This window comes from Streptomyces cyaneofuscatus (assembly GCF_042718795.1).
Lineage (GTDB): Bacteria > Actinomycetota > Actinomycetes > Streptomycetales > Streptomycetaceae > Streptomyces > Streptomyces cyaneofuscatus_A.
This window is the reverse complement of record NZ_JBHXOX010000047.1, coordinates 14,384-36,337: the sequence shown is the minus strand read 5'-3', so window position 1 is coordinate 36,337 and position 21,954 is coordinate 14,384. Positions and strand designations below refer to the sequence as shown.

Annotated in this window: 20 protein-coding genes; all 20 read right to left on the bottom strand. The window is 72.2% G+C overall.

What is annotated here, in order from left to right:
- The 20 genes from metK to ACFWRT_RS35625 all read right to left on the bottom strand — a co-directional run bounded on the left by metK (position 1) and on the right by ACFWRT_RS35625 (position 21,913).
- The gene (gene metK, locus ACFWRT_RS35720; RefSeq protein ID WP_380955309.1) at positions 1-1,242 is read right to left on the bottom strand and encodes a methionine adenosyltransferase; all 1,242 of its coding nucleotides are present in this window, start codon (positions 1,240-1,242) and stop codon (positions 1-3) included.
- 57 nt (positions 1,243-1,299) lie between these two features.
- Positions 1,300-2,259: a Gfo/Idh/MocA family protein gene (locus tag ACFWRT_RS35715; protein ID WP_380955307.1), complete on the bottom strand. Its 960-nt coding sequence runs from the start codon at positions 2,257-2,259 to the stop codon at positions 1,300-1,302.
- Entirely contained in the window at positions 2,259-3,641 is a 1,383-nt protein-coding gene (locus ACFWRT_RS35710) for an NDP-hexose 2,3-dehydratase family protein (protein WP_380955306.1), read from the bottom strand. Before ACFWRT_RS35710 ends, ACFWRT_RS35715 begins: the two co-directional genes overlap by 1 nt.
- Positions 3,638-4,942, bottom strand: coding sequence for a lipopolysaccharide biosynthesis protein RfbH (rfbH, locus tag ACFWRT_RS35705; protein WP_380955305.1), 1,305 nt, complete (start codon positions 4,940-4,942; stop codon positions 3,638-3,640). Before rfbH ends, ACFWRT_RS35710 begins: the two co-directional genes overlap by 4 nt.
- Positions 4,939-5,955, bottom strand: a complete 1,017-nt coding sequence (gene rfbB / locus ACFWRT_RS35700; protein ID WP_380955304.1) for a dTDP-glucose 4,6-dehydratase — start codon at positions 5,953-5,955, stop codon at positions 4,939-4,941. Before rfbB ends, rfbH begins: the two co-directional genes overlap by 4 nt.
- Positions 5,952-7,019, bottom strand: coding sequence for a glucose-1-phosphate thymidylyltransferase (locus ACFWRT_RS35695; RefSeq protein WP_380955303.1), 1,068 nt, complete (start codon positions 7,017-7,019; stop codon positions 5,952-5,954). The genes rfbB and ACFWRT_RS35695 overlap by 4 nt, the downstream gene beginning before the upstream one ends.
- Positions 7,020-7,032: 13 nt before the next feature.
- Positions 7,033-7,623, bottom strand: coding sequence for a dTDP-4-dehydrorhamnose 3,5-epimerase family protein (locus tag ACFWRT_RS35690; protein ID WP_380955302.1), 591 nt, complete (start codon positions 7,621-7,623; stop codon positions 7,033-7,035).
- Between the two features lie 3 nt (positions 7,624-7,626).
- Complete coding sequence (locus tag ACFWRT_RS35685; RefSeq protein WP_380955301.1) at positions 7,627-8,784, bottom strand: DegT/DnrJ/EryC1/StrS aminotransferase family protein; 1,158 nt, start codon at positions 8,782-8,784, stop codon at positions 7,627-7,629.
- Between the two features lie 69 nt (positions 8,785-8,853).
- On the bottom strand, positions 8,854-9,594 hold the full coding sequence (locus ACFWRT_RS35680; RefSeq protein ID WP_380955300.1) for a class I SAM-dependent methyltransferase: 741 nt from the start codon (positions 9,592-9,594) through the stop codon (positions 8,854-8,856).
- A gap of 225 nt (positions 9,595-9,819) precedes the next feature.
- Positions 9,820-10,086 (bottom strand): hypothetical protein, encoded by a 267-nt coding sequence (locus ACFWRT_RS35675; RefSeq protein ID WP_380955299.1) that lies wholly within the window; start codon positions 10,084-10,086, stop codon positions 9,820-9,822.
- 127 nt (positions 10,087-10,213) lie between these two features.
- Positions 10,214-11,893: an MFS transporter gene (locus ACFWRT_RS35670; RefSeq protein ID WP_380955298.1), complete on the bottom strand. Its 1,680-nt coding sequence runs from the start codon at positions 11,891-11,893 to the stop codon at positions 10,214-10,216.
- A gap of 132 nt (positions 11,894-12,025) precedes the next feature.
- Positions 12,026-13,159, bottom strand: coding sequence for a nucleotide disphospho-sugar-binding domain-containing protein (locus ACFWRT_RS35665; protein ID WP_380955297.1), 1,134 nt, complete (start codon positions 13,157-13,159; stop codon positions 12,026-12,028).
- Positions 13,160-13,254: 95 nt separating this feature from the next.
- On the bottom strand, positions 13,255-14,031 hold the full coding sequence (locus ACFWRT_RS35660; RefSeq protein ID WP_380955295.1) for a class I SAM-dependent methyltransferase: 777 nt from the start codon (positions 14,029-14,031) through the stop codon (positions 13,255-13,257).
- Positions 14,028-15,344, bottom strand: coding sequence for a nucleotide disphospho-sugar-binding domain-containing protein (locus ACFWRT_RS35655; protein ID WP_380955294.1), 1,317 nt, complete (start codon positions 15,342-15,344; stop codon positions 14,028-14,030). The genes ACFWRT_RS35660 and ACFWRT_RS35655 overlap by 4 nt, the downstream gene beginning before the upstream one ends.
- Positions 15,345-15,396: 52 nt before the next feature.
- The gene (locus ACFWRT_RS35650) at positions 15,397-16,110 is read right to left on the bottom strand and encodes a putative quinol monooxygenase (RefSeq protein WP_380955292.1); all 714 of its coding nucleotides are present in this window, start codon (positions 16,108-16,110) and stop codon (positions 15,397-15,399) included.
- 22 nt (positions 16,111-16,132) lie between these two features.
- Positions 16,133-16,999 (bottom strand): NAD(P)H-binding protein, encoded by an 867-nt coding sequence (locus ACFWRT_RS35645; RefSeq protein ID WP_380955291.1) that lies wholly within the window; start codon positions 16,997-16,999, stop codon positions 16,133-16,135.
- Between the two features lie 145 nt (positions 17,000-17,144).
- Positions 17,145-17,738 (bottom strand): NADPH-dependent FMN reductase, encoded by a 594-nt coding sequence (locus tag ACFWRT_RS35640; RefSeq protein ID WP_380955289.1) that lies wholly within the window; start codon positions 17,736-17,738, stop codon positions 17,145-17,147.
- A 218-nt stretch (positions 17,739-17,956) separates the two neighbouring features.
- Positions 17,957-19,213, bottom strand: a complete 1,257-nt coding sequence (locus ACFWRT_RS35635) for a nucleotide disphospho-sugar-binding domain-containing protein (RefSeq protein ID WP_380955288.1) — start codon at positions 19,211-19,213, stop codon at positions 17,957-17,959.
- A 44-nt stretch (positions 19,214-19,257) separates the two neighbouring features.
- Positions 19,258-20,571 carry a nucleotide disphospho-sugar-binding domain-containing protein gene (locus tag ACFWRT_RS35630; RefSeq protein ID WP_380955287.1) on the bottom strand — a complete coding sequence of 438 codons (1,314 nt, stop codon included), beginning with the start codon at positions 20,569-20,571 and terminating at the stop codon, positions 19,258-19,260.
- A 22-nt stretch (positions 20,572-20,593) separates the two neighbouring features.
- On the bottom strand, positions 20,594-21,913 hold the full coding sequence (locus ACFWRT_RS35625) for a nucleotide disphospho-sugar-binding domain-containing protein (RefSeq protein WP_380955285.1): 1,320 nt from the start codon (positions 21,911-21,913) through the stop codon (positions 20,594-20,596).
- Between the last annotated feature and the right edge of the window lie 41 nt (positions 21,914-21,954).

Here is a 21,954-nt window from a genome sequence, read left to right as displayed (position 1 = left end):
TCAGACCCCGGCCGCCCGTGCGAGGGAGCCGGCCCGGTCGGTGCGCTCCCAGGTGAAGTCGGGGTGTTCGCGGCCGAAGTGGCCGTAGGCGGCGGTCTGCGCGTAGATCGGGCGCAGCAGGTCGAGGTCGCGGATGATCGCGGCCGGGCGGAGGTCGAAGACCTCACCGATCGCGTTCTCGATCGCCCGCCGGGGCACCGTCGCGGTGCCGAAGGTCTCCACGAACAGGCCGACCGGGTCGGCCTTGCCGATCGCGTAGGCGACCTGGACCTCGCAGCGGGTGGCGAGACCGGCGGCCACCACGTTCTTGGCGACCCAGCGCATCGCGTACGCCGCCGACCGGTCGACCTTGGAGGGGTCCTTGCCGGAGAAGGCGCCGCCGCCGTGGCGGGCCATGCCGCCGTAGGTGTCGATGATGATCTTGCGGCCGGTGAGGCCGGCGTCGCCCATCGGGCCGCCGATCTCGAAGCGGCCGGTCGGGTTGACCAGGAGCCGGTGGCCCTCGGTCTCCAGCTTGATGCCGTCGGCGGCCAGGGCGGCCAGGACCGGGCCGACCACCTGCTCCCGTACGTCCCGGGTGAGCTGCCCCTCCAGGCTGATGCCGGGGGCGTGCTGGGAGGAGACGACGACCGTGTCGAGCCGGACCGGGCGGCTGCCCCGGTACTCGATGGTGACCTGGGTCTTGCCGTCCGGGCGCAGGTAGCCGAGCGTGCCGTCCTTGCGGATCTGGGACAGGCGGCGCGAGAGCCGGTGTGCGAGGTGGATGGGCAGCGGCATCAGCTCGGGGGTCTCGTCGCAGGCGTAGCCGAACATCAGGCCCTGGTCGCCGGCGCCCTGCCGGCCGAGCCCGTCGTCCTGCGGGCCGGCGGCGGTGCCCGTGCCGGTGGTGGTGTCTCCGGCGCGCTGTTCGTAGGAGGTGTCCACGCCCTGGGCGATGTCCGGGGACTGCGCGCCGATGGAGACCGAGACACCGCAGGAGGCGCCGTCGAAGCCTTTGGCGGACGAGTCGTAGCCGATCTCCAGGATCTTCTCCCGCACCAGCTGCGCGATCGGCGCGTACGCGGTGGTGGTCACCTCTCCGGCGATGTGGACCTGCCCGGTGGTGATGAGCGTCTCCACCGCGACCCGGGAGGCGGGGTCGGCGCGCAGCAGTGCGTCCAGGACGGTGTCACTGATCTGGTCGGCGATCTTGTCGGGGTGGCCCTCGGTCACGGATTCCGAGGTGAACAGGCGGCTCGTCATGTCAGGGTCCTGTCGTCGGGTGGGGCAGCGGCGGCGGCGTACGGCGGTGGCCGTCCTTCACCGGGCGGCCTGCCGGATGTCCGCGAGCAGTTCGGCCTGGCGCCGGATGGTGGGGCTGTCCGGCACGGTCCCGGCCCGGGCGGCGGCGGCGAAGGCGCGGACGGCCGCGGCGACCTGGTCGTGGGCGGGCAGGGTGAGTTCCCTCGTCCCGTCGCCGTTCTCCAGACGGACGACGGGCACGTGGCCGGCGGGCGGGGTGAAGGCGTGGTCGAGGGTGATGCGGCCGTGGCTGCCGACGAGCTCGTACAGCGAGCGGTAGCCGTGGTCGAGGCCGAAGGAGAGCTGGGCGGTGACACCCTCGGGTGTCCGCAGCAGTGCGGCGCCCGCCGTGTCGACGTGCCGTCCGGGGCCGTTGGACAGCGCGGCTCCGGTGACCGACAGGTGCGGCCCGAGGAAGTGCAGGGCCGCGCGCAGCGGGTAGACGCCGGTGTCCCACAGGGCGCCGCCGGCCAGGTCGGGGCGGTGGCGGATGTCGTCGTCGGGCCGGGCCGGCACGGTGAACTCGGCGCGCATCGCCCGCACTGCGCCGACGGCGCCGTCGGCGAGGAGTTCGCCGACCGCCGTGTGCTGGCCGTGATGGACGAACATGACGTTCTCCATCAGGGCCAGGGACCGCTGTGCGGCGAGGGCGGTCAGTTCGGCGGTCCGGCCGGGGTCGGTGGCCAGCGGCTTCTCCACCAGGACGTGCTTGCCCGCCCGCAGGGCCGCCTCGGCCCAGTGGGCGTGCAGGGCCGCGGGCACCGGCACGTACACCGCGTCGACGGCGGGGTCGCCGAGGACGCTCTCGTACCCCTGGACGGCGCGGCACCCGTAGGGGTGTGCGGTCTCCCGGGCCCGGAGAAGGTCGCGGCTGGCCACGACGGAGATCTCCGTCTCCGCGCAGGCCGCCATGGCCGGCAGCATCCGCCGCCGGGCGATCCCGGCGCAGCCCAGGATCCCGATCCGGACCGGTGCCATCAGCAGGCCACCGCCCCGGTGTTGAGGCAGGCGAGCAGCGTGCGGGCCTGCACGTTGACGTAATGGCCGTGCTGGGCCAGGGAGTTGAGCTGGCCGGGGGTCACCCAGGCGTAGCCGGCCGGCAGGTCCGTGCCGAGGTCGTCGGCCGTCACGAAGAGGTAGCGGGACTCGGCGTTGAGGAAGCGGCCGCCCTCCTCGGAGTGCACGGCCTCGTACCGGATCCGGGAGGGGTCCGCGCCGAGCACCAGGTCCAGGAAGGGCGGCCGGGCGGCGGCGTCGAGGTGGGCGTAGTTGTGCGGGGTGTACTGGACCGTCGGCCCCAGTTCCACCGTGTCCAGGAATCCGCCTTCGACACGGGCGTGTGCCAGCAGGTGCGGGACGCCGTCGAAGTGCCGGGTCAGGAACGCGGTGACGCCCTGGGCGACCGGTTCGAACAGCGGCTGGCTCCAGCCGCCCACCTCCCGGTTGCTGGCCTCCACCGCCAGGGCCACGACACGGAAGTAGCGGCCCTCCTCGTGGCTGATGCTCCAGTCGTCGCGCTGCCAGCCGTTCACCTCACCCAGCGCGGTCCGCTCCGCGGTGATCTCGTGCCGGGCCCGTTCGCCGGTGAACCAGGACAGCAGCTCGGTGTCCGAGTGCACCGCCCGGCTGTCCTGGCAGCAGCCGGGCAGGGACGCCAGGACGGTGCGCGCGTCCATGTTGACCACGTTGTCCCGGGCGAGCAGTTCACCGAGCTGGCCCAGGGTCAGCCAGCAGAACTCGTCGTCCACGGGGACGTCCTCGTCCGTCTGGACGACCATGTTCCGGTTGGACTTGCGGTAGAACCAGGAGCCGTGCTCGGACTGCAGGACATCGGCGAGCACCTGGTTCCCGCCGGGCCGGGTGAAGTACTCGATGTACTTCACGTCCGCGCCCCGGTGCACCTTGGTGTAGTTGCTGCGGGTCGCCTGCACCGTCGGGGAGAGCTGCAGCAGGTTCGGGTTGCCGGGCTCCATCTTGGCCTGCATGAGGAAGTGCAGCACCCCGTCGAACTCCTTGGCGAGGATGCCGAGGATGCCCACCTCGGGCTGGAGGATCGTGGGCTGCTGCCACGGGGCCGCCGACCCGTCGCGCGTGTGTACCTGCAGCCCTTCCACGGTGAAGAACCGCCCGCTGCGGTGGACCAGGTTCCCGGTGTCCCGGGCGAAGGACCAGCCCTCCAGTGCGGAGAACGCGATCCGCTGGACCGCGAACCGGTTCGTCTCCCCGCGCCAGGCGAGCCAGGGGGCGAACCGCTCCGTGCTCAGCTGGACGCCCTCCCCGCGGCGGGCCCGCGACCGGGCGAGACGGTCCGCGCGCCCGCTGTCGTGGCGCGGGCGGAGCAGCCCGGCGGTGGTCGTCATCGGTGCCCTCCGGCGAACTCGCGCACCGAGGACACCACGTAGTCGATCATCTCGTCGGTGAGGCCCGGGTAGACCCCGACCCAGAAGGTGTGCTCGGTGACGAAGTCGCTGTTGGCCAGGGACCCCACCACCCGGTGCGGCACGTGGAGGTAGGCGGGCTGCCGGGTCAGGTTGCCCGCGAACAGCCGCCGGGTGCCGATCCTGCGGGCCTCCAGGAAGTCCGTCAGGGCGGCCCGGCTGAACGGCGCCGCGGGATCCACACTGATGACGAACCCGAACCAGCTCGGATCGCTGCCCGGCGTCGGCTCCGGCAGCCGCAGGTGCGCCACGCCCTCCAGCCCTTCGCGCATCCGCCGCCAGTTGCGCCGCCGCGCCGCGATGAAGCCGTCCAGTTTGTCGAGCTGGGTCAGGCCGAGCGCCGCCTGCAGGTCGGTGGCCTTCAGGTTGTAACCGACGTGGGAGAAGATGTACTTGTGGTCGTACCCCTGGGGCAGCCGGCCCATCTGGTGGTCGAACCGCTTGAGACAGGTGTTGTTCTTGCCCGGCTCGCACCAGCAGTCGCGGCCCCAGTCGCGCAGCGACTCCACCACCCGGTGCAGCTTCAGGTTCGAGGTCAGCACACAGCCGCCCTCACCCATCGTCAGGTGGTGCGCCGGGTAGAAGCTCACCGTGGTCAGGTCGCCGAAGGTGCCGGTGAGCGCGCCCTGGTAGGTGGAGCCCACGGCGTCGCAGTTGTCCTCCACGAAGAACAGGTCGTGGTCCTTGGCGAGCTGGGCGATCTCCGCGACCTCGAAGGGATTGCCGAGGGCGTGGGCGATCATGATGGCGCGGGTCTTCGGGCCGATCGCCTCGGCGACCCGTTCGGCCGTGGTGTTGTAGATGGTCAGGTCGATGTCGATGAAGACGGGGATGAGCCCGTTCTGCACGATCGGGTTGACCGTGGTGGGGAAGCCCGCCGCGACCGTGATGACCTCGTCGCCCGGCCGCAGCCGCTTCTCGCCCAGGACGTGCGAGGTGAGCGCGGTCAGCGCGAGCAGGTTGGCCGACGAGCCGGAGTTCGTCAGGTGTGCCTTGCGGCGTCCCAGCAGCTTGGCGAACCGTGATTCGAACCGCTGCGAGCGGGAGCCCGCCGCGATGTTCAGGTCCAGGGCCGCCTCGACGAGCGCCGCGCGGTCCTCGGCGTCCAGGACGGCGCCCGAGGGCCAGATCTCGGTGACGCCGGGGACGAAGGGACCGCCCGGCTGCTGGTCGGCGTGGTACTTGCGGGTCTCGTCGAGGATCATGGCTTTGTGGCTGTTCATGGGCTCACTCCTGTGCCTTCTCCGGTCCGGTCCTGCCCCGCGGCGCCCTCGTGCCCGAGCCGCTTCCACCAGTTGGGGTGGTCGCGGTACCAGGTGACGGTGTCCGCGAGACCCGATGCGAAGGGGACCTGCGGCGCATAGCCGAGGTGCTCGCGGATCTTGCTGTCGTCGAGCGCGTAGCGCAGGTCGTGGCCCTTGCGGTCGGCGACATGACGGACCGCCGACCAGTCGGCCCCGCACAGCCGCAGGACCTCCTCGGTGATCTGCACGTTGGACCGTTCGTCGCCCCCGCCCACGTTGTAGATCTCGCCCGCCCTGCCCCGGGTGAGCACCAGGTGGACCGCCCGGCAGTGGTCGTCCACGTGCAGCCACTCCCGTACGTTGCGCCCGTCACCGTAGAGGGGCACCTGCCGGCCCTCCAGGAGACGTGTGACGAACAGCGGGATCAGCTTCTCCGGGTGCTGGTAGGGCCCGTAGTTGTTGGAGCAGCGGGTGATCGACAGGTCCAGGCCGTGGGTGCGCCAGTGGGACCGGGCCACCAGGTCCGAGGCCGCCTTGGTCGCGGCGTAGGGGGAGTTGGGGGCCAGCGGCCATTCCTCCGTCCAGGACCCGTGGGAGATGGACCCGTAGACCTCGTCGGTCGACACGTGCACCAGCCGCTCGACGCCGGTCTCCAGGCAGGCGTCCAGCAGGGTCTGGGTGCCGCCCACGTTCGTCCGGACGAACTCGGCCGCGGACTCCACCGACCGGTCGACGTGGGACTCCGCGGCGAAGTGCACCACGGCGTCGTGCCCGGGCAGGACCTCCAGCATCCGCGGCAGGTCGCAGATGTCGGCCTCGACGAACGCCAGGCGCGGGTGGCGGGCGGGAAGGTTGTCCCGGTTGCCCGCGTAGCTGAGCTTGTCCACCACGGTCACCCGGGCGTCCGCACAGTCCGGGTACAAACCCTCCAGCAGGGAGCGCACGTAGTGCGAGCCGATGAACCCGGCTCCGCCGGTCACCAGGATTCTCATGCCGCCACCTCTATCCGGGTGTCGTCGCCGACGACGAGCCGGTGGTGGGAGGGCTCCAGTGTGCAGGCGCCGACCTGGGCGCCGCGTCCGATCAGGGAGCCCTCCAGCGAGGGGATGCCGGTGATCTCGGCCCGGTCGAGGATGATCGAGTCGGCGACCCGGGACCGCCGCAGCACGCAGTCGCGTCCCACCGAGGTGCCCGGCCCGATCCGGCTGTCCTCCACGACCGAGCCCGCCCCGATGATGACCGGGCCCTCGATGGCGGAGCGCACCACCCGGGCACCCGCCTCGAGCACGACCGTGCCCACCAGGGTGCTGTGGGCGTCCACATGGCCGGCGATGCCCGGTTTCAGGCCCGCCAGGATCCGCCGGTTGCACTCCAGGACGTCCTCGGCCCGCCCGGTGTCCTTCCAGTAGCCGCTGTACTCGCTCGCCCGCACCTCGCGGCCCTGGGTCACCAGCCACTGGATGGCATCGGTGATCTCCAGCTCGCCGCGCGGGCTGGGCTCGATCGCGGCGACGGCCTCGTGGATGGCCGGGGTGAAGAAGTAGACGCCGATCAGGGCGAGGTCGCTCTGCGGGTCCTGCGGCTTCTCCACCAGCCGCACGACCCGGCCTCCGGTGTCGAGCTCCGCCACGCCGAAGGCCCGGGGGTCGGGCACCTTGTGCACGATGACCTGGGCATCGGGGCGGTGCGCGGTGAACCGGCCGGCGACGTCCCCGACCCCGTCGGGCAGGATGTTGTCCCCGAGGTACATGACGAAGTCGTCGTCGCCCAGGAACGGCCGGGCCAGCGCCACACAGTGCGCCAGCCCCAAAGGCTCCTCCTGGGCGATGTAGGTGATGCGGGCCCCGAGCCGGGCACCGTCGCCGATCACCTCCGCGATCTGCTCGCCCCGGTCGCCGACGATGACGCCGATGTCGGTGATGCCGAGGTCCCGGATGTTCTCCAGGACGTGCTCCAGGACCGGCTTGTTCGCTACGGGGATGAGCTGCTTGGGCATGGAGTAGCTGAAGGGGCGCAGGCGGGTACCGGACCCGCCGGAAAGCACCAATGCCTTCATCGCGTATCTCTCCTCACGTGTTGGAGTAGGCGACACCGGCCTGCCACCGGGGCAGCCGCCCGGTGGCGGTGACCTCGGCCAGGGAAGGGGCCCCGGCGTCCTTGTCGGACATCAGCGGTGGCTGGGTGAACCCCCAGGGGAGGGCGAGATCGCGATCCAGCGGATCGATGTCGATCTGGGTGCCGGGTACGTAGAGGGTGGACAGCACGTAGCAGATGCGGGCGTCGTCGGTGAGCGTCAGGAAGCCGTGCCCGACACCTTCGGGGATCACCACGCTCCGCCCGGACCCGGCATCCAGCTCGGTGACGTGGTGGCGGCCGAACGCGGGGGAGCCGATCCGCAGGTCGACGATGATGTCGCGCAGCGCGCCCTGGACGCAGGTGACGTACTTGACCTGGCCCGGGGGGATCGCCACACCGTGCAGACCGCGCAGGGTGTTGCGGCCCGAGGTGGAGTAGTTGATCTGCCGCACGGGGAAGGGCCGGCCCAGCTCGTGCTCCAGGACGTCGGTGCGCAGACCCTCGTAGAAGTCACCGCGCCGGTCCACGTGGCGCCGGGGGGTGACGACCAGCGCGCCGGGAATGGCGGTCTCCTCGACGTGCATCCCTCACCCCTTGCTCCGCAGCTCCTGCGTATGGAATTCGACCGACTTGCGGAACTCGTCGACCACGGTGTGGACCTCGGTGTCGCTCAGCCCCTGGTGCAGGGGCAGCAGCAGCGTCCGGTCCGCGGCCTCCTCGGCGCCGGGCAGCGACATGTCCTGGACGCCGTAGAGGGGGACCCGGTGCAGGGCGGGATAGCGGAACGTGGTGAAGATGTCCCGCCCCAGCAGATCGGAGGCGACCTTGCCGCGGATGGCCGGGTCCATCTGCACCCAGTAGAAGTAGTACGAGCTGTCGTGCCCCTCGGGCAGCGGCGGCGGCACCCGCACCCCCTCCACATCCAGCAGGAGCTGGTCGTAGAGCGCGGCTATCTCACGCCGCCTGGCGACGAACCCGGGCAGCCTGCGCAGCTGCACGCTGCCGATGGCCGCCGTCACGTCGTTGCCGATGATCCTGCGGCCGAAGTGCTCGACGTTCGGCTCCCACCAGCGGTCGGACACCTTCGCGGCGTCGAACGCACTGGCCTGCTCCAGACCGTGATACGCCAACTGCCGCGCCCGCAGCGCAAGTTCAGGACTGCGGGCGTAGAAGGCGCCGCCGTCACCGGTGACCAGGACCTTCATCGAGTCGAAACTCCACGTGGCCAGATCACCGAACGTGCCGCACGCGGCACCCCCGGCCCGCGAGGCCACCGAGCACGCGGCGTCCTCGATGAGCGTGACACCACGCCGCCGGCACAGCGCGGCGATCGCGGCGACATCCCCGGGATAGCCGCCGTAGTGCAGCACGATGACCGCCTTCGTACGCGGCGTGAGCGCCCGCTCGACGTCGCCGGCCGTCGGGTTCAGCGTACGGACGTCCGACTCGCAGAACACCGGGCGCGCCCCGGCCGCCGCGACGGCGTTGGCCGCGGCCACGAAGCTCAGCGACGGCATCACCACCTCGTCACCCGGGCCGAGCCCGAGGAGCTCGGTGGCCAGGAACAGGCCCGAGGTGCAGGAGTTGATCAGCAGCACATGGCTCGGGTCGACCCCCAGGTGCTCGGCGAACTCCGCCTCGAAGGCCTTGGTCCGGGGCCCGCGCCCCGTCCAGTTGGTGGCGAAGACCTCCGCGACCGCGGCGGCCTCCTCCTCGCCCAGGCTGGGCTGGAAAACATTGATCACGTCATGTCTCCTTGGACCACATGAGGACTTGGCCGGACACCCCGCGGCCGGGCCACGGACACCGCTCGGCTACGGACGGGCCCCGACGAACAGGCCACGGCCGTTGGGACCGCCGGGGTGGTACTCCACCGGGCACCCGGCGTCCGCGAAGGCCGCCGTGTACTCCTGCTCGGTGAACAGCGACAGCACCTCGTACTCCGTGAAATCCTGGATGCCCCGCCGGTCGGCCACCGTGTAACGCACCTCCATCCGGCTGGTGCGCCCCTCCCGCACGGTGCGCGACAGACGGCTCACCGCCCGCCCCTCCTGCTCGGCCAGGCCGGCGGAGACGAACCCGTCGATGAACTTCTCCGGGAACCACCAGGGCTCCACGATCAGCACCCCGCCCGGGGCCAGATGCCGGCATATCGCGGAAGCGGCGGCCCGCAGCTCCTCCACGTCACGGGTGTACGACACCGAGAAACACAGGCACACCACGGCGTCGTACGTGACCCCCAGGTCGAAGTCCCGCATGTCGCCTTCGTGCACCGGCACATCGGGCAGCTTCGCCCGCGACAGCGCGCGCATGCCCGGTGACAGCTCCAGACCCTCGGCACGCCCGAAGTGCTCGGCGAACCGCGCGAGATGGGCACCGGTGCCGCTGGCGACGTCGAGGAGGGAGGCGGCCGCCGCGTTCCGCTCCCGGATCAGCCGCACGTAGTCGTCGGCCTCCGCCGCCCAGTCACGGCCGCGGGCCGCGTGGATGAACTCGTAGATCTCGGCGTGGCTGGTGCTGTAGGCCGCGGGGAACTCTTCCGAAACGGCGGTCATGACGCCTCCAACAGGCAGACAAAAGGGGATGAGTGGGTGCGGACCGGGGGCTCCGCGGACGGTGGAGGGACTGAACCTGACGGCGGGAGCCACGGCAGGTGGCCGCCCGGGGGACGGGCCGGGCGGAGATGCCCGGCCGTGAGGGCCAGGAGAAGCCGCGACGCACACGTCTCCCCCCGGGGAAGGAGGACCCGCACAGCCGATCCGCCTCTGCACCAAGGATTCTCATCGGGCCGGGACGGCCGAAGCAACGAAGTTGACGTAGGCCTGTAGGTACCTGAGGCGCCGTTGGCACTCGGCCGACGGCACCGCACCCACGCAGGCCCGGCCCGCGATTCCCACCCGGGCCACCCGGGCCACCCGGGCCACCCGGGCCACCCGGGCCACCCGGGCCACCCGGGCCGCCGCGCCCGCCGCTGCGGCCGCCGTGCCCGCCGCGGTCAGCTCAGCGACGCCGGACCGGCCGCCGGCCGCGCAGCGCCGCGCCCGCACAGCACTTCCCCGCCCGCCGGCGCAGCGAGCGCGCCGGCGAACGGGGAAGGGGAACCTCCCGGCCTCTCAGGCCGCACACCGGGAGGCCGCGTACACCCGCGCGTGACCCCCCGAAGGAGCCCCGCCGTCAGGAATCGCGCTTCACCTCCGTGCCGGGAGCCGGGGAAGGAGCGCCCGCCGCACCGGAAGCCGGGGAGGGAACAGGCTCCGTGCCGGGAGCCGGGGAAGGAGTGGCCTCCGTGCCGGGCGCCGCATCGCCGCCCCCGTGCCCGTGCCCGCCCGACCCCTTGGGCTGGGCCGGCAGATGACGGAGCATCACCGTGACGAACACGGCCACACACGTCAGCCCCACAGCGCCGATGACGGAGTTGGTGCGCAGTCCCGCCGCGAAGGCGCTGCCGACCGCGTCGAGGAACTCCTCCGACAGCGGCGCCGGCAGCTTCTCGGCCTCCAGGGCGGCGGCACCCACGGTCTTCTCGGCCCGGTCCACCACCGACTCCGGTGTCCCCTCGGGCACCCGGGAGCGGAACGTGCTCTGATACACGGCGGTCCCCACACTGCCGAGCACCGCGATACCCAGCGACAGGCCGAGCTCGGTACTGGTCTCCGAAGTCGCCGACGCCGCACCGGACTTCTCGGGCTCGACCGCACCGAGGGCGAGAGAGGTGCCCATGGCCATGAACAGCCCGAAACCGGTCCCCATCACCGCGAGCCCGACCACGAGCAGAGCGGCCCCGCTGTCCTTGTCGACCGTGGAGATGATCACGTGTCCGGCCGCGGCCGCCAGGAAGGCCGGCCCCATGATGAACGCGGGCCGGAACCGCTGGATCAGCTGCGGGGCCAGCATCGAGGTGGCCATGCCGATGGTGGTCGGGGGCAGCGTGCACAGCCCCGCCTGCAGCGGCGTCAGGCCCAGGACGCTCTGCAGGAACTGCATCAGGAAGAAGTTGATACCGCCGTTCATGAAGATACCCACGGCCAGGGCCACGATCGGCACGCTGAACGTGCGGTTGCGGAACATCGCGAGATCCAGCAGCGGATGGCTCAGCCGCCGCTGCCGCCGCAGGAACACCACCAGGATCACGATCCCCGCCGCCATGTACACGAACGCCAGCCGGCTCGCGCTGTCACCGGCGATCTGCTTCAGCCCGTAGACCACGCTCAAGACCCCCGCGAGGGACAGCGCCACGCTCAGCAGGTCGATCTGCCCCGGGTCGGGGTCCTTGTTCTCCGGCAGCAGGACCGGCCCCAGCGCGAGCAGCACCAGCATCACGGGAACGCCGAGCAGCAGCACCGAACCCCACCAGAAGCGCTCCAGGAACACCCCGCCGACCAGCGGCCCCACCGCGGTGCCGCCCATGAACGTGGCCATCCAGGTGGAGAACGCGAACGTCCGCTGCGCCGGATCCCGGAACATGTTGGACAGCAGCGACAGCGTCGACGGCATCAGGGTCGCGCCCGACAGGCCGAGCAGGGCCCGCATCACGATCAGCATCTCGGGGCTGTTGGAGTACGCTCCGATGGCCGACGCCACCCCGAAGACCGCCGCACCGATCAGCAGCAGCCGCCGCCGGCCGAACCTGTCGCCCAGGGTGCCCATGGTGATCAGGGTCCCGGCTATGAGGAACCCGTAGATGTCGGTGATCCACAGCAACTGGGCGCCGCTGGGGTTGAGATCCGCACTCAGGTAGGGGATCGCCAGGTTGAGCGAGGTCATGCTCAGCGCGAGGAGCAGGGTGGGCAAGGCCAGGACGGCAAGGCCGATCCATTCCCGCCGCCCGGCGAGAGGGGGCGCTTGCTGATCCATGATCGTTCTCCTTCGGACTGTGGTGCGGTGGTGGGCAGTGCGGAACACCCGGGTCGGTGCGGAACACCGGTCGGTGCGGAACACCTGGGTCGGTGCGGAACACCGGATCGGTGCCCCGCGGGCAGAAAAGGTTCAGCCGAGCGCGGCCTTCTCCAGCTCGGGCACGAGCGCCGGCGGCGCGGGCATCTGGGCGATCTGTACGGCGATCTCATCGGCGCGCTGCTTGAACCGCGCATCGGCGAGGATCTCCCGGCAGGCGCGCTCCACCGCCTCGTCCGTCGCCTCGGCCTCGGCGATCATGATGCCCGCGCCGTGATCGGCGAGCCGCTGGGCGGGCGGGGCGAACACCGGGGTCTCCGGGATGATCAGCTGCGGCACCCCCGCGTCGGCGGCCGTCATCGTCGTGGCGCCGCCCGAATGGTGCACGACCAGGTCACAGGTCGGCATGAGCGTGTCGAGGGGGATCCAGCCGGTGAGCACTCCGGGCATGGCCGCACGCAGTTCGGCGGCGACCGGATCGGGCGCGGGGATGACGACCTCGACACCCAGCGGCGCGATCCGGTCGTGGAGCGCGCGCAGAAACGCGAAGCCCCGCTCGTGGCCGGCCCGGCTCCCCGCGGTCAGGCACACCCGCGGACGGCCGGGCCGCTCGTACATCCACGGCTCGACGCGGCCCTGCCGGTTGCCGGGCCGCCAGCGCATCGGCACCACGTCGGGGGCGTCGGGATGCGCGATGGCCGGCGGGCAGATCCCGATCCGCAGCTCCGGCTCCGGCAGCCCCGTCAGGCCCAGCCCGGCCAGGTGCGGCTCCAGCACGCGCAGCGCTCCCGCGTCCGTGCCCGACCAGTCGTCCAGCGTCCATTCCTGCACCACGTACGGCACGTCGAGCGCCGCGGCCAGCAGCGGCGCCGCATAGCTCATCGTGCCGCCCACCACCAGATCGGGGCGCCAGCCGCGCAGCGACCGGCGCAGCCGGGCGAAGCTGTCGGCACCCAGCAGCGCGAACCAGCTCCCGACGTACTCCATCACCTGCCGGTGGTTGTCGAGGTCCAGGGGACCGGTGCCGGCCCGCGCGAGGTCCATGTAATGGGCTATCTCATGCTCGGCCGCCGCGAGCGCGGGCAGACCCGCGCTCGCGATGTAGGGCACCATGGCCTCGTTGCCGGCCATGAAGACCTCGTGACCGGCGCCGCGCACGGCGTTGGCCAGCGGCACGATCCCGAAGACGGTGGCCGGGCTGCCCGCGGCGATGAACAGGACCTTCATCCGTGCTCTCCTGACTGTGTCACTCGGTGGACAGGCGTAGCGGCCCTGGCCCGGGTGGTGCGCAAACGGCAGCCGCACCACCCCTGCCGGGGTGCTCAGAGCGCCGGGCGCTGCCCCCACACGGAGAACTGCAGGACGGTGACGTCGCGTGCCTGCGGACGGTCCAGCGTCGCGACGAACTCCGCCAGGTGATCGCCGCTCACCAGGCCCTGGTCGACCAGGGCCTGCCCGTGCAGCTCCATCCGGGTCCGCATCAGCTCGTTCTCGTCCGCGCCCTGCCCCGGACCCAGCGGCCGCACCCGCACGTCCACCGACGTCAGCCCGTACTGCGCCAGCCGGGCCGGCAGCCGCCGTGCGATGCGCATGTCGGCCCCGGCCGCGCGGAAGGTCCCGGTGTAGGCGGCGACGACGGAGCGCCCGGCGTCCTGGGGGGCGTCCTCGCTCGGCAGGAAGTAGAAGTCCTCCACCAGCAGCCACCCTCCGGGCGCCACCCAGTCGGCCATCCGGGCGAGCTGCCGCTCGGCGTGCGGGAGATGGGAGACCACGGCCCGCGCCAGCACGAAGTCGAAGGAACCCGGGCCGAACCCGGCCTGTGCCACGTCGAGTTTCCGGAACGTCAGGTTCGGTGCGGGGGAGGCGGAGCCGAAACCGGTGCCGTCGACGTCGACGGCCAGCACCTCACCGCGGGGGACCCGCTCGGCCAGCCAGCGGGACATCGAACCGCTGCCCGCCCCCACATCCAGACACCGCCAGGTGTCCGCGGGCTCCAGAGCGTCGATGATGGACGCCGTGTGGGGGTCGTAGTTGCGCTCCCACAGTTTCGCCAGGACCTCGTCGCCGCGCCGCGCCATGTTCTCCTCCTGGGCTGTCATGCCTGCATCCCCCTGGTTCCTGCCGTGGCCGCGGCCGGGCCGGTGCCACGGCCGCGGTACTCCTGGGTGAGCGCCTGGAGCGTGGGAACGACCTCCGCCGGGCTGGGGACGGACAGCAGGTCCCGGTGCAGGCCGGCCGCGCCTTCCTTGAGGGAGGGGTCGTTCACCAGGCGGTCGAGGTACTCGGCGATCGTCGGGGCCGACGCCGCGTGGGGGTCGATCACCAGGCCGGCGCCGGCCCGCTCGACGTACCGGGCGAAGTCCTGGTAGTAGTGGCTGTCCTCCGGCCAGATCAGCTGCGGCAGTTCATGCGGTACGGCCGCGGCCATGGTGCCCCCGCCACCGTGGTGGATGACGGCACGGCAGGTGGGCAGCAGCAGGTTGAGCGGCAGGTAGTCGATCAGCCGTACGTTGTCCGGGACACGGCGCACCTGGCGCAGCTGGGAGCCGTCGAGCGTGGCCACCACCTCCAGGCCGAGCTTCTCCGCGGCGCCGAAGAGCGCCTCCAGATCGATCGTGCTGTCGTCGGGGTAGAAGCTGCGCATCCCCGCCCCCAGCGACAGCGCCACCCTCGGCCGCCCCGCGTCCTCGTACAGCCAGGGCGGCACGACGGCCGAGCCGTTGAAGGGGAGCGGCCGGGAGTGGACGTAGCGCAGGTCCAGCGGCAGCCGCGCTCTGATCGCCGGCGAGTGGTCCACGGTCCACTGCCCCAGCAGCAGGTCCTCGTGGAACCCGATGCCCAGGCGCCGCAGTACGGGCTCCATCATCGCGGCCATGGGGTCGGCCTCACCGGTACCGCGCAACCGGTCCACCAGGGTCAGCCGGGCCCAGGCGAAGTCGTCGACCGACAGCACGACACGGGCGTGGGCGGCCCCCGACGCGTGCGCGGCCACCGCCCCGGGGAAGGACACCATGTCCCACAGCACCAGATCCGGCCGCCAGCCCCGCGCGAACGCCACGAGGTCCTCCACGACCGTGGTCGTGGCCGAACCCGTGGGCTCCGGGCTGAAGTAGCGTGCGAAGGCCTCCAGGAACGGCTTCGACGGCAGCCGCTGCGTCCCGCCCTGCGCCAGCTCCGGGGCCAGGGCGGCCTCCAGCCGCTCGTAGAGCCCCTCGCAGCTGCCTTTCGAGGATTCCACGAAACCCTCCCCGCCCACCGGCACGGCGAACAGCCCCAGCCGGCTCACGGCGTCGGTCATCTCGGGATGGGTCGCGACACGGACCTCGTGCCCCGCTCCCTGCAGGGCGCCGGCCAGCGGCACGACGGGATAGATGTGTGCCAGTGCGGGCGGCACCGAGAACAGGATTTTCATGCTGGCTTCCTCCGAAGTCTTCCCGGGCCGGTGCGCTGTGCGCCGCCTCGGATCACTGCCCCGGACGCGGCCCGGCGGGATGCCCCGCCCCGGCCGGCCGGCCGGGGCGGGACGGCTCGGCGTCGATCTGCGCGACCATCGTGCACAGCACGAAGCGCGGCGGCGCCACCTCCAGACCGGCGATGGCCTCACGCCCCTCGGCGTTACGCGGATCGCTCATGTAGGCGTCAAAGGCGTCCTCGTCCACCCACTGCGGGTAGTTGACGTAGGTACCGCCGTCCTCGCTGACACACGGGTCCGCCGCGACGAACCCCGAGAAGCCGCTCTTCCACTCGCTGCTGCGCAGCAGCAGCCCGGACAGCTTCCGCGCGTTGTCCGCACTGCCCACCTGCCGCGTCGCCACGACGACCAGCCCCGGCCGGCGCCCCTTCGCCGGGCCCTCGATGCCCGGTGCGGGAACCCCCCGAAAGGCCGACACCGGCACCCGGCCAAGACGCTCGGCATACCGCAGCACCCGCCCGGCCGGACCGCCGAGGGCGGTGTCGGGCCGCTGCGCCCCGTCCCACTCGCCGCGCACCACCACGGCGGTGGCGTCGAGGCTCAGATGGACCCGGGCCGAACGGAACCCGGGGGAGTGCCGGGTGTAGCGCCGCAGCAGCCGTGCGCTCGCCTCGGCGATCCGGTGGGCGTCGGCGGGCGTGCGGGCGCCGATCTCGTGGAAGGTGACGTAGCCCGCTGCCGGAGGGGGATCGTTCGTCGGTGGCATGGCTTGCTCCAGAACCTGGCTGTCAGCGGAAGTCGTCCGCGTGCTCCGCGACCCACTGGCGGAACGTACGGGGCGGCCTGCCGAGCACCTCCGCCACCGTGCCGGTGACGGTTTCGGGGCGATCCACGAGCATCGCGAAGTACTCCAGTGCGCCGTCGGCGTACGAGGGAGGCCAGCCGGCGTCGACCATCGCGCCGCGGGCGGCCTCGTGCGGGACGTCCTCCCACCGCAGGCCCTGGCCTGTCTCCTCGGCGATGATCTGCAACTGGGCCGCCTGGCTCAAAGCCTGGGGCCCGGTCACCACGTACCGCCGGCCCGCGTGGCCCGGCCCGGTCAGCGCGCGCACGGCCACCGCGGCGACATCGGCCTCGTCGATGGGGGAGCGGGACGCCGCCCCGTAGGGGGAGCGGACGACTCCGCCTGCGCGGATCTGATGGGACCAGCCCATCCGCACGTTGCACGCGAACCCGGTGGTCTGCAGGAACGTCCACTCCAGACCCGACTTCTCGATCTGTTCCTCGAGGTAGGCGTGGCACCGGTTGTCCACCGGTTCGAGACCGATGTGCACACCGATCGAGGAGACGAAGACGACCCGGCGCGCGTGCCGGCCGATCTTCTCCAGGACGGCGGGGACCGTGTCCACGCCGAGCGTGAAGAACGGCCACATCAGGAAGACGGCGTCGACCCCCGCCAGGGCCGCGTCCAGCGAGTCGGGGTCGGCGAGGTCGCCGTGGAATATCTCCGCGCCCTCGGGTATCCGGCCGGTGTTCGGGTCGCCCTCCAGGACCAGTGCCCGCGTCCGCACCCCGGCTTCCAGGAGCTGGGCGACGGCGTGCGGTCCGACGTTGCCGGTGGCCCCGGTGACGAGAACGGCCTGCTGAGGTGTCATGTCTCCCCTTCGCTGATGGGTGGGAAGGCACGGACGGCTGTCGTGTCCTTCTGGCCGGTCATGACCGGGCGGGCGGCATGAGGGGGTGCCTCACGCCGCCCGTTCCGGCCGCAGGAGGTCCGTCCGGGGGCGGATGGGCCCGCGGTCAGTGCGTGTACGGCGCCTTCGTGCGGGCGTCGCGCAGCGCGATCCCCCACCACAGGAGCTGGTTCAGCAGGTTCTTGGCGGCCGTCTCACTGCCCTCCGGGCTTGCCGGCTTGCCGTCGGCCTCGAAGTCCGCCCAGCTGTTGTGGAAGCTGATCACGTCCCGCACGGTCGTCGCGTGCACCTCGGCGAAGATCTGCCGCAGGTGCTCGGCGGCCCGCAGCCCTCCGCCCTGGCCGCCGTAGGAGACCAGGCCGACGGGCTTGGCCTTCCACTCGTCGAGGTACCAGTCGATGGCGTTCTTCACCACCGGGGACGTGCTGTGGTTGTACTCCGGGGTCACCACGACGAACGCGTCCGCTTCCGCCAGCTTGGCGCCCAGCCGGTCGACCACTTCCTTGGTCGAGGCCTCGGGCTCCTCACCGAAGTCCGGCATGACGAGCGGCAGCGTGAAGTCGACCAGGTCGATCTGCGTGACGTCGATACCGCCATGCTTCCTGGCCTGGCCGGCGAACCAGTCGGCCACCGTCGGAGCGAACCGTCCTCCGCGCACACTGCCGGTGATGACGGCCAGTTTGATGGGCGCGTCCTGCATGGTGACCTCTCTCAGGGTTGGTACGGCCTGCGGCATGGCTGCTGGCGACAGCCGGTACCGGCTCCCCTCCAGTCTCATCGCCCCTGGTCGGCGCAACAAGAAACTTCACGAAGAGTTGTAGAAGAAGCGCCCGGAAGAGGGGAAGTCCGCCTGCGGCCGTGTCAGTTGACCGGCCGGTCCACGACCACACCGGGGCACCCCGCCCCCTGGTGCGGGGGTCACCGGCGGTGACGCATCACCACGTTCTCCAGGACCGCGACGAGGTCGTGCGGCGTCGGGGTCGCCATCATCTCCTCCCGCAGCACCCCCGCGGCCCGCCGGTAGGACGGGTCCGTGAGCACCCGTTCCAGATGGCCGCGGACCTCGGCGGCCGAGCTGTCGCGCTCCCGCAGCACCACACCCGCACCTCGGTCCTCCAGATAGCGGGCCACGTACAGCTCACCCCACTTCGGCGCCAGGTTGACCACCTGGGGCAGCCCGTGGGCGACGGCGGTGGCGAAGGTGCTGTCGCCGCCCTGGTGGACGACGGCCGTACACGTCGGCAGCAGCATCGACAACGGTACGTACTCGACGGTACGGACGTTGCCGGGGACCGGGCCCGCCTGGGCGAGCTGGTCCGGGTGCACGGTGGCGACGACCTCGCAGTCCAGGTCCGCCACCGCCTCGAACAGCGTGGGCAGGCCCACCGCGCTCTCGCGCTCGGTGACGCTGCGCGCGGTGCCGCCCCACGTGACGCACAGCCGCGGCCGCTCCGGCGCCCCGTGCAGCCAGCCGGGCACCGCCGCGCCGCCGTCGAAGGGCACGTACCGCATCGGCAGATACGTGTGCGCGACGGCCGGCCGCATCCGCTCGGGAACGGTGCTGATGCTCCACTGCCCCGTGATCAGGTCCTCGCCGAACTCCAGGCCGTGCCGCCGCCAGGCAGGGAGCAGCGCGCGGACCCACGGGTCGTCGCCGGCGCTCCCGCCGTCGCGCAGCGCGCGCTCCACCGCCTTGGCCCGGAGCAGGCCGATGTTGTCCGAGGCCCACAGCAGCCGCCCGTGGGCGGCACCGCAGGCGCGGGCGGCCACGGCGGCGGGCAGGAACAGCGGATCCCAGATCACGAGGTCGGGGCGGTAGGTCCGGCAGTGGTCGACGAGCTCGTCCACGATCGACCGCCCACCCGGCGGCCTCGGGCCGAAGTAGTCCGCGACCAGGTCGCGCAGCAGGGCCTCGTGGACGTGTTCCCAGGCGTCGGGGGCGTCGGGGTCGAGCGCGATGCCGTCGCTCTCGGCGGAGTCGTCGAGCAGCTCCTGGGATTTGTCCAGGACGTCGCCGAGCAGCACCGCGTGCATCCCCGCACCGGTGATGAGGCCCTCGGCGTTGGGGTGGCCGGCGAAGCGGACGTCGTGGCCGGCCGAACGCAGGGCCTGGGCCAGCGGGATGTTCGTCCGCACGTGGCTGGACAGGGGGATGACGGCGAACAGGACGCGCATGGAAGCCCTCCGGGTGCGGTGGTGTGCGGTGGTGCGGCACGGGTTCAGAGCGGGGCGGGCGCGGGCGGGCGGTGCCGTCGCGTCAGTTCCTCCAGGGCGGGCACGATCGCGTGCGGGGCCGGCGCCGCGGCCATGGCCTCACGCAGCCGCCCGGCTCCCGCCCGGAACGAGGGGTCCTCCAGCACCTGCCCGACCAGGGTCCGCAGCAGCTCGGGGGTGCAGTGCGCCTCGCTCACCCCGGTGCCCGCACCGCTGGCCCGCAGGTGTTCCAGCAGCGCGTCACCGTTGCCGAGGTCACGGGGGACGATCACCTGCGGCACCCCGTGCGCGACCGCCGCCGCGAAACTCCCCACGCCGCCGTAGTGGACCAGGGCGGAGCACGTCGGCAGCAGCCGGTCGAACGGCACGTAGGAGAGGGCCCGTACGTGACGTGGCAGCGCGGCCTCACCGCCGAGCCGCTCGGGAGCGAGGGGCACCACCACCTCCATGTCCGGGCCCCGGCCCAGGGCGGCGACCACGTCAAAGAGGGCGGAGCCCGCGAACAGCGGTTCCCCGGCACCGTCGTCGGCGTCCACGCTCAGACAGACCCGCGGCCGGCGCCGGGGCCCTGTGACCCCCTCCGGCACCGGCCCGTCGTTGCTGTAGGGCACATGACGCACCTTCAGCCTCCCGGTCTGCAAAGGCAGTTGGATGTCCGCGGCGGTCGCCTCGATGGTCCACTGCCCGAGCACCATGTCCCTGGTGTACGCGAGCCCGAACCGCGCCGCCGCCGCTGTTGCCAGCGCCACCTGGGGGTCCTGGCCGAGCCCCGGACCCAGTTCACGCCGCCACGACACGAACTGCTCGGCGGCCCAGCCCAGATAGTCCAGCCCCCAGGTGAAACGTGCGTGCGCCGCGCCGCAGGCGTGGGCCGCGACCGCCGCCGTCGGCACCGTGAAGTCCCACACCACCAGGTCCGGCCGCCAGGAGCGGGCGAACTCGACCAGCGCCTGCACCATCGGAGGGCCGCCCTCACGCCGGTCCGGGGTGAAGTAGTACGCCTGCACGGGCAGGAACTGGCGCCGCACGAACGACCAGTGCGTGGCGTCGGGTTCCGGCAGCGACAGCAACGCGGTGATCTCCCGCAGCCGTTCCTCCTGCCTCCGCCACAGCGGGCTGTCCGCCCACCGCGGGGTGTCGCGCCACTGCGCCTTGGACCCGAGGTCCACCGGCCTCAGACCGGCGCCCACGATGGTCTGCTGCTCCTCGGTGGCGCTGGCCACGGCCACCTCGTGCCCTGCCTCGCGCAGCGCGCGGGCCAGCGGCACCAGCGGATACAGGTGGGAGGCGTAGGGGAAGAACGTGAAGAGTACGCGCACGGGTCCGTCCTCTCCGGACAGGTCATCGGGCCGTCGACGGCGAAGGCGACGGCGAAGGCGACGGCGAAGGCGACGGAGACCGCGACGGCGACGGCGAATCCGACGGCGAGGCCCGGCCGCGCCGCCGGTGCTTCTGCGTCAGCTCCACCAGCAAGGCCACCAGACCGTCCGGCCCCGGCACCGCGGCCATCTCCGCGCACAGCGCGTCGGCGCCCGGCCGGAACGACGGCTCCTCCAGCAGCCGCCTGACCCCGCCGGCCACCGAGGCCCCCGACAGCCCCGCGTCCCGGGGCAGGAACAGGCCCGCACCCAGCTCCGCCGCGTACAGGCCGTAGTCGGCGTAGTCACCGCCCTGCTTGGGAATGATCAACTGCGGGACCCGTGCGGCTGCCGCGGCCGTGAACGTGCCCCCTCCGCCGTGATGGATGACCGCCGAACACGTCGGCAGCAGCAGGCTGAGCGGCACGTAGTCGACGGTACGGACGTTGCCCGGCAGCCGCCCCAGCACACCCAACTGGCCCTTGTCCAGTGTGGCGACGACCTCGATGTCCAGGTGTCCCAGCTCCGCGAGGATCTCCGCCACGGGAAGCGCGTCGTCGGCGAAGAACTGCCGCCCGCTGACCCCGAGCGTCAGGCACACCCGCGGCCGGGACGGCGGCCGGTGCAGCCACCCGGGCACCGGCCCCGCCCCGTTGTAGGGAGTCCTGCGCACCGGCACGTAAGCCAGATCCACCGGCAGCCTGATCCGCTCCGGCGTGGGATCGACCGTCCACTGCCCGACCAGCAGTTCCTCGCCGAAGTCCTGCCCGGCCCGCTCCAGCGCCGGACGCATCACCTCGGCCATCAGGTCACCGGCCGGCCCGTGCGCCACCCCCGCCCGCTCGGCGAACCGCTGCCTGCCCCAGGCGAAGTGGTCCTGCCCCCACAGCAGCCGCGCGTGCGCGGCGCCGCAGGCCCGCGCCGCCACCGGGGCCGGGAAGAACAGCGGATCCCACAGGACGAGATCCGGCTGCCACGAGCGGGCGAACCCGGTCATCGCCTCGATCATCGTCGGCCCGCCCGAGGGCCCCGGCAGGGCGTAGTAGTCGGCGAACGGGGCCAGCATGTACGGATGCAGCGCGGCCCGCAGCTCCTCCTCCGCCGCACCCAGCGCCAGCGTGTCCATGATCCGCAGCAGGGCGGGGTCACCCAGGGCCCGGTGCACGGAAGCCGCCAGATCCGCCTCGGGTCCCAGCGGCACGGCGAACAGCCCCGTCGCGGTGATCGCCTCGGCCAGGCTGGGATGGGAGGCGATGCGCACCTCATGGCCGGCGCACTGCAGCGCCCACGCGAAAGGGACCACCGGAAGCAGATGGGCCGGGGCCGGAATGACCCCGAACAGGA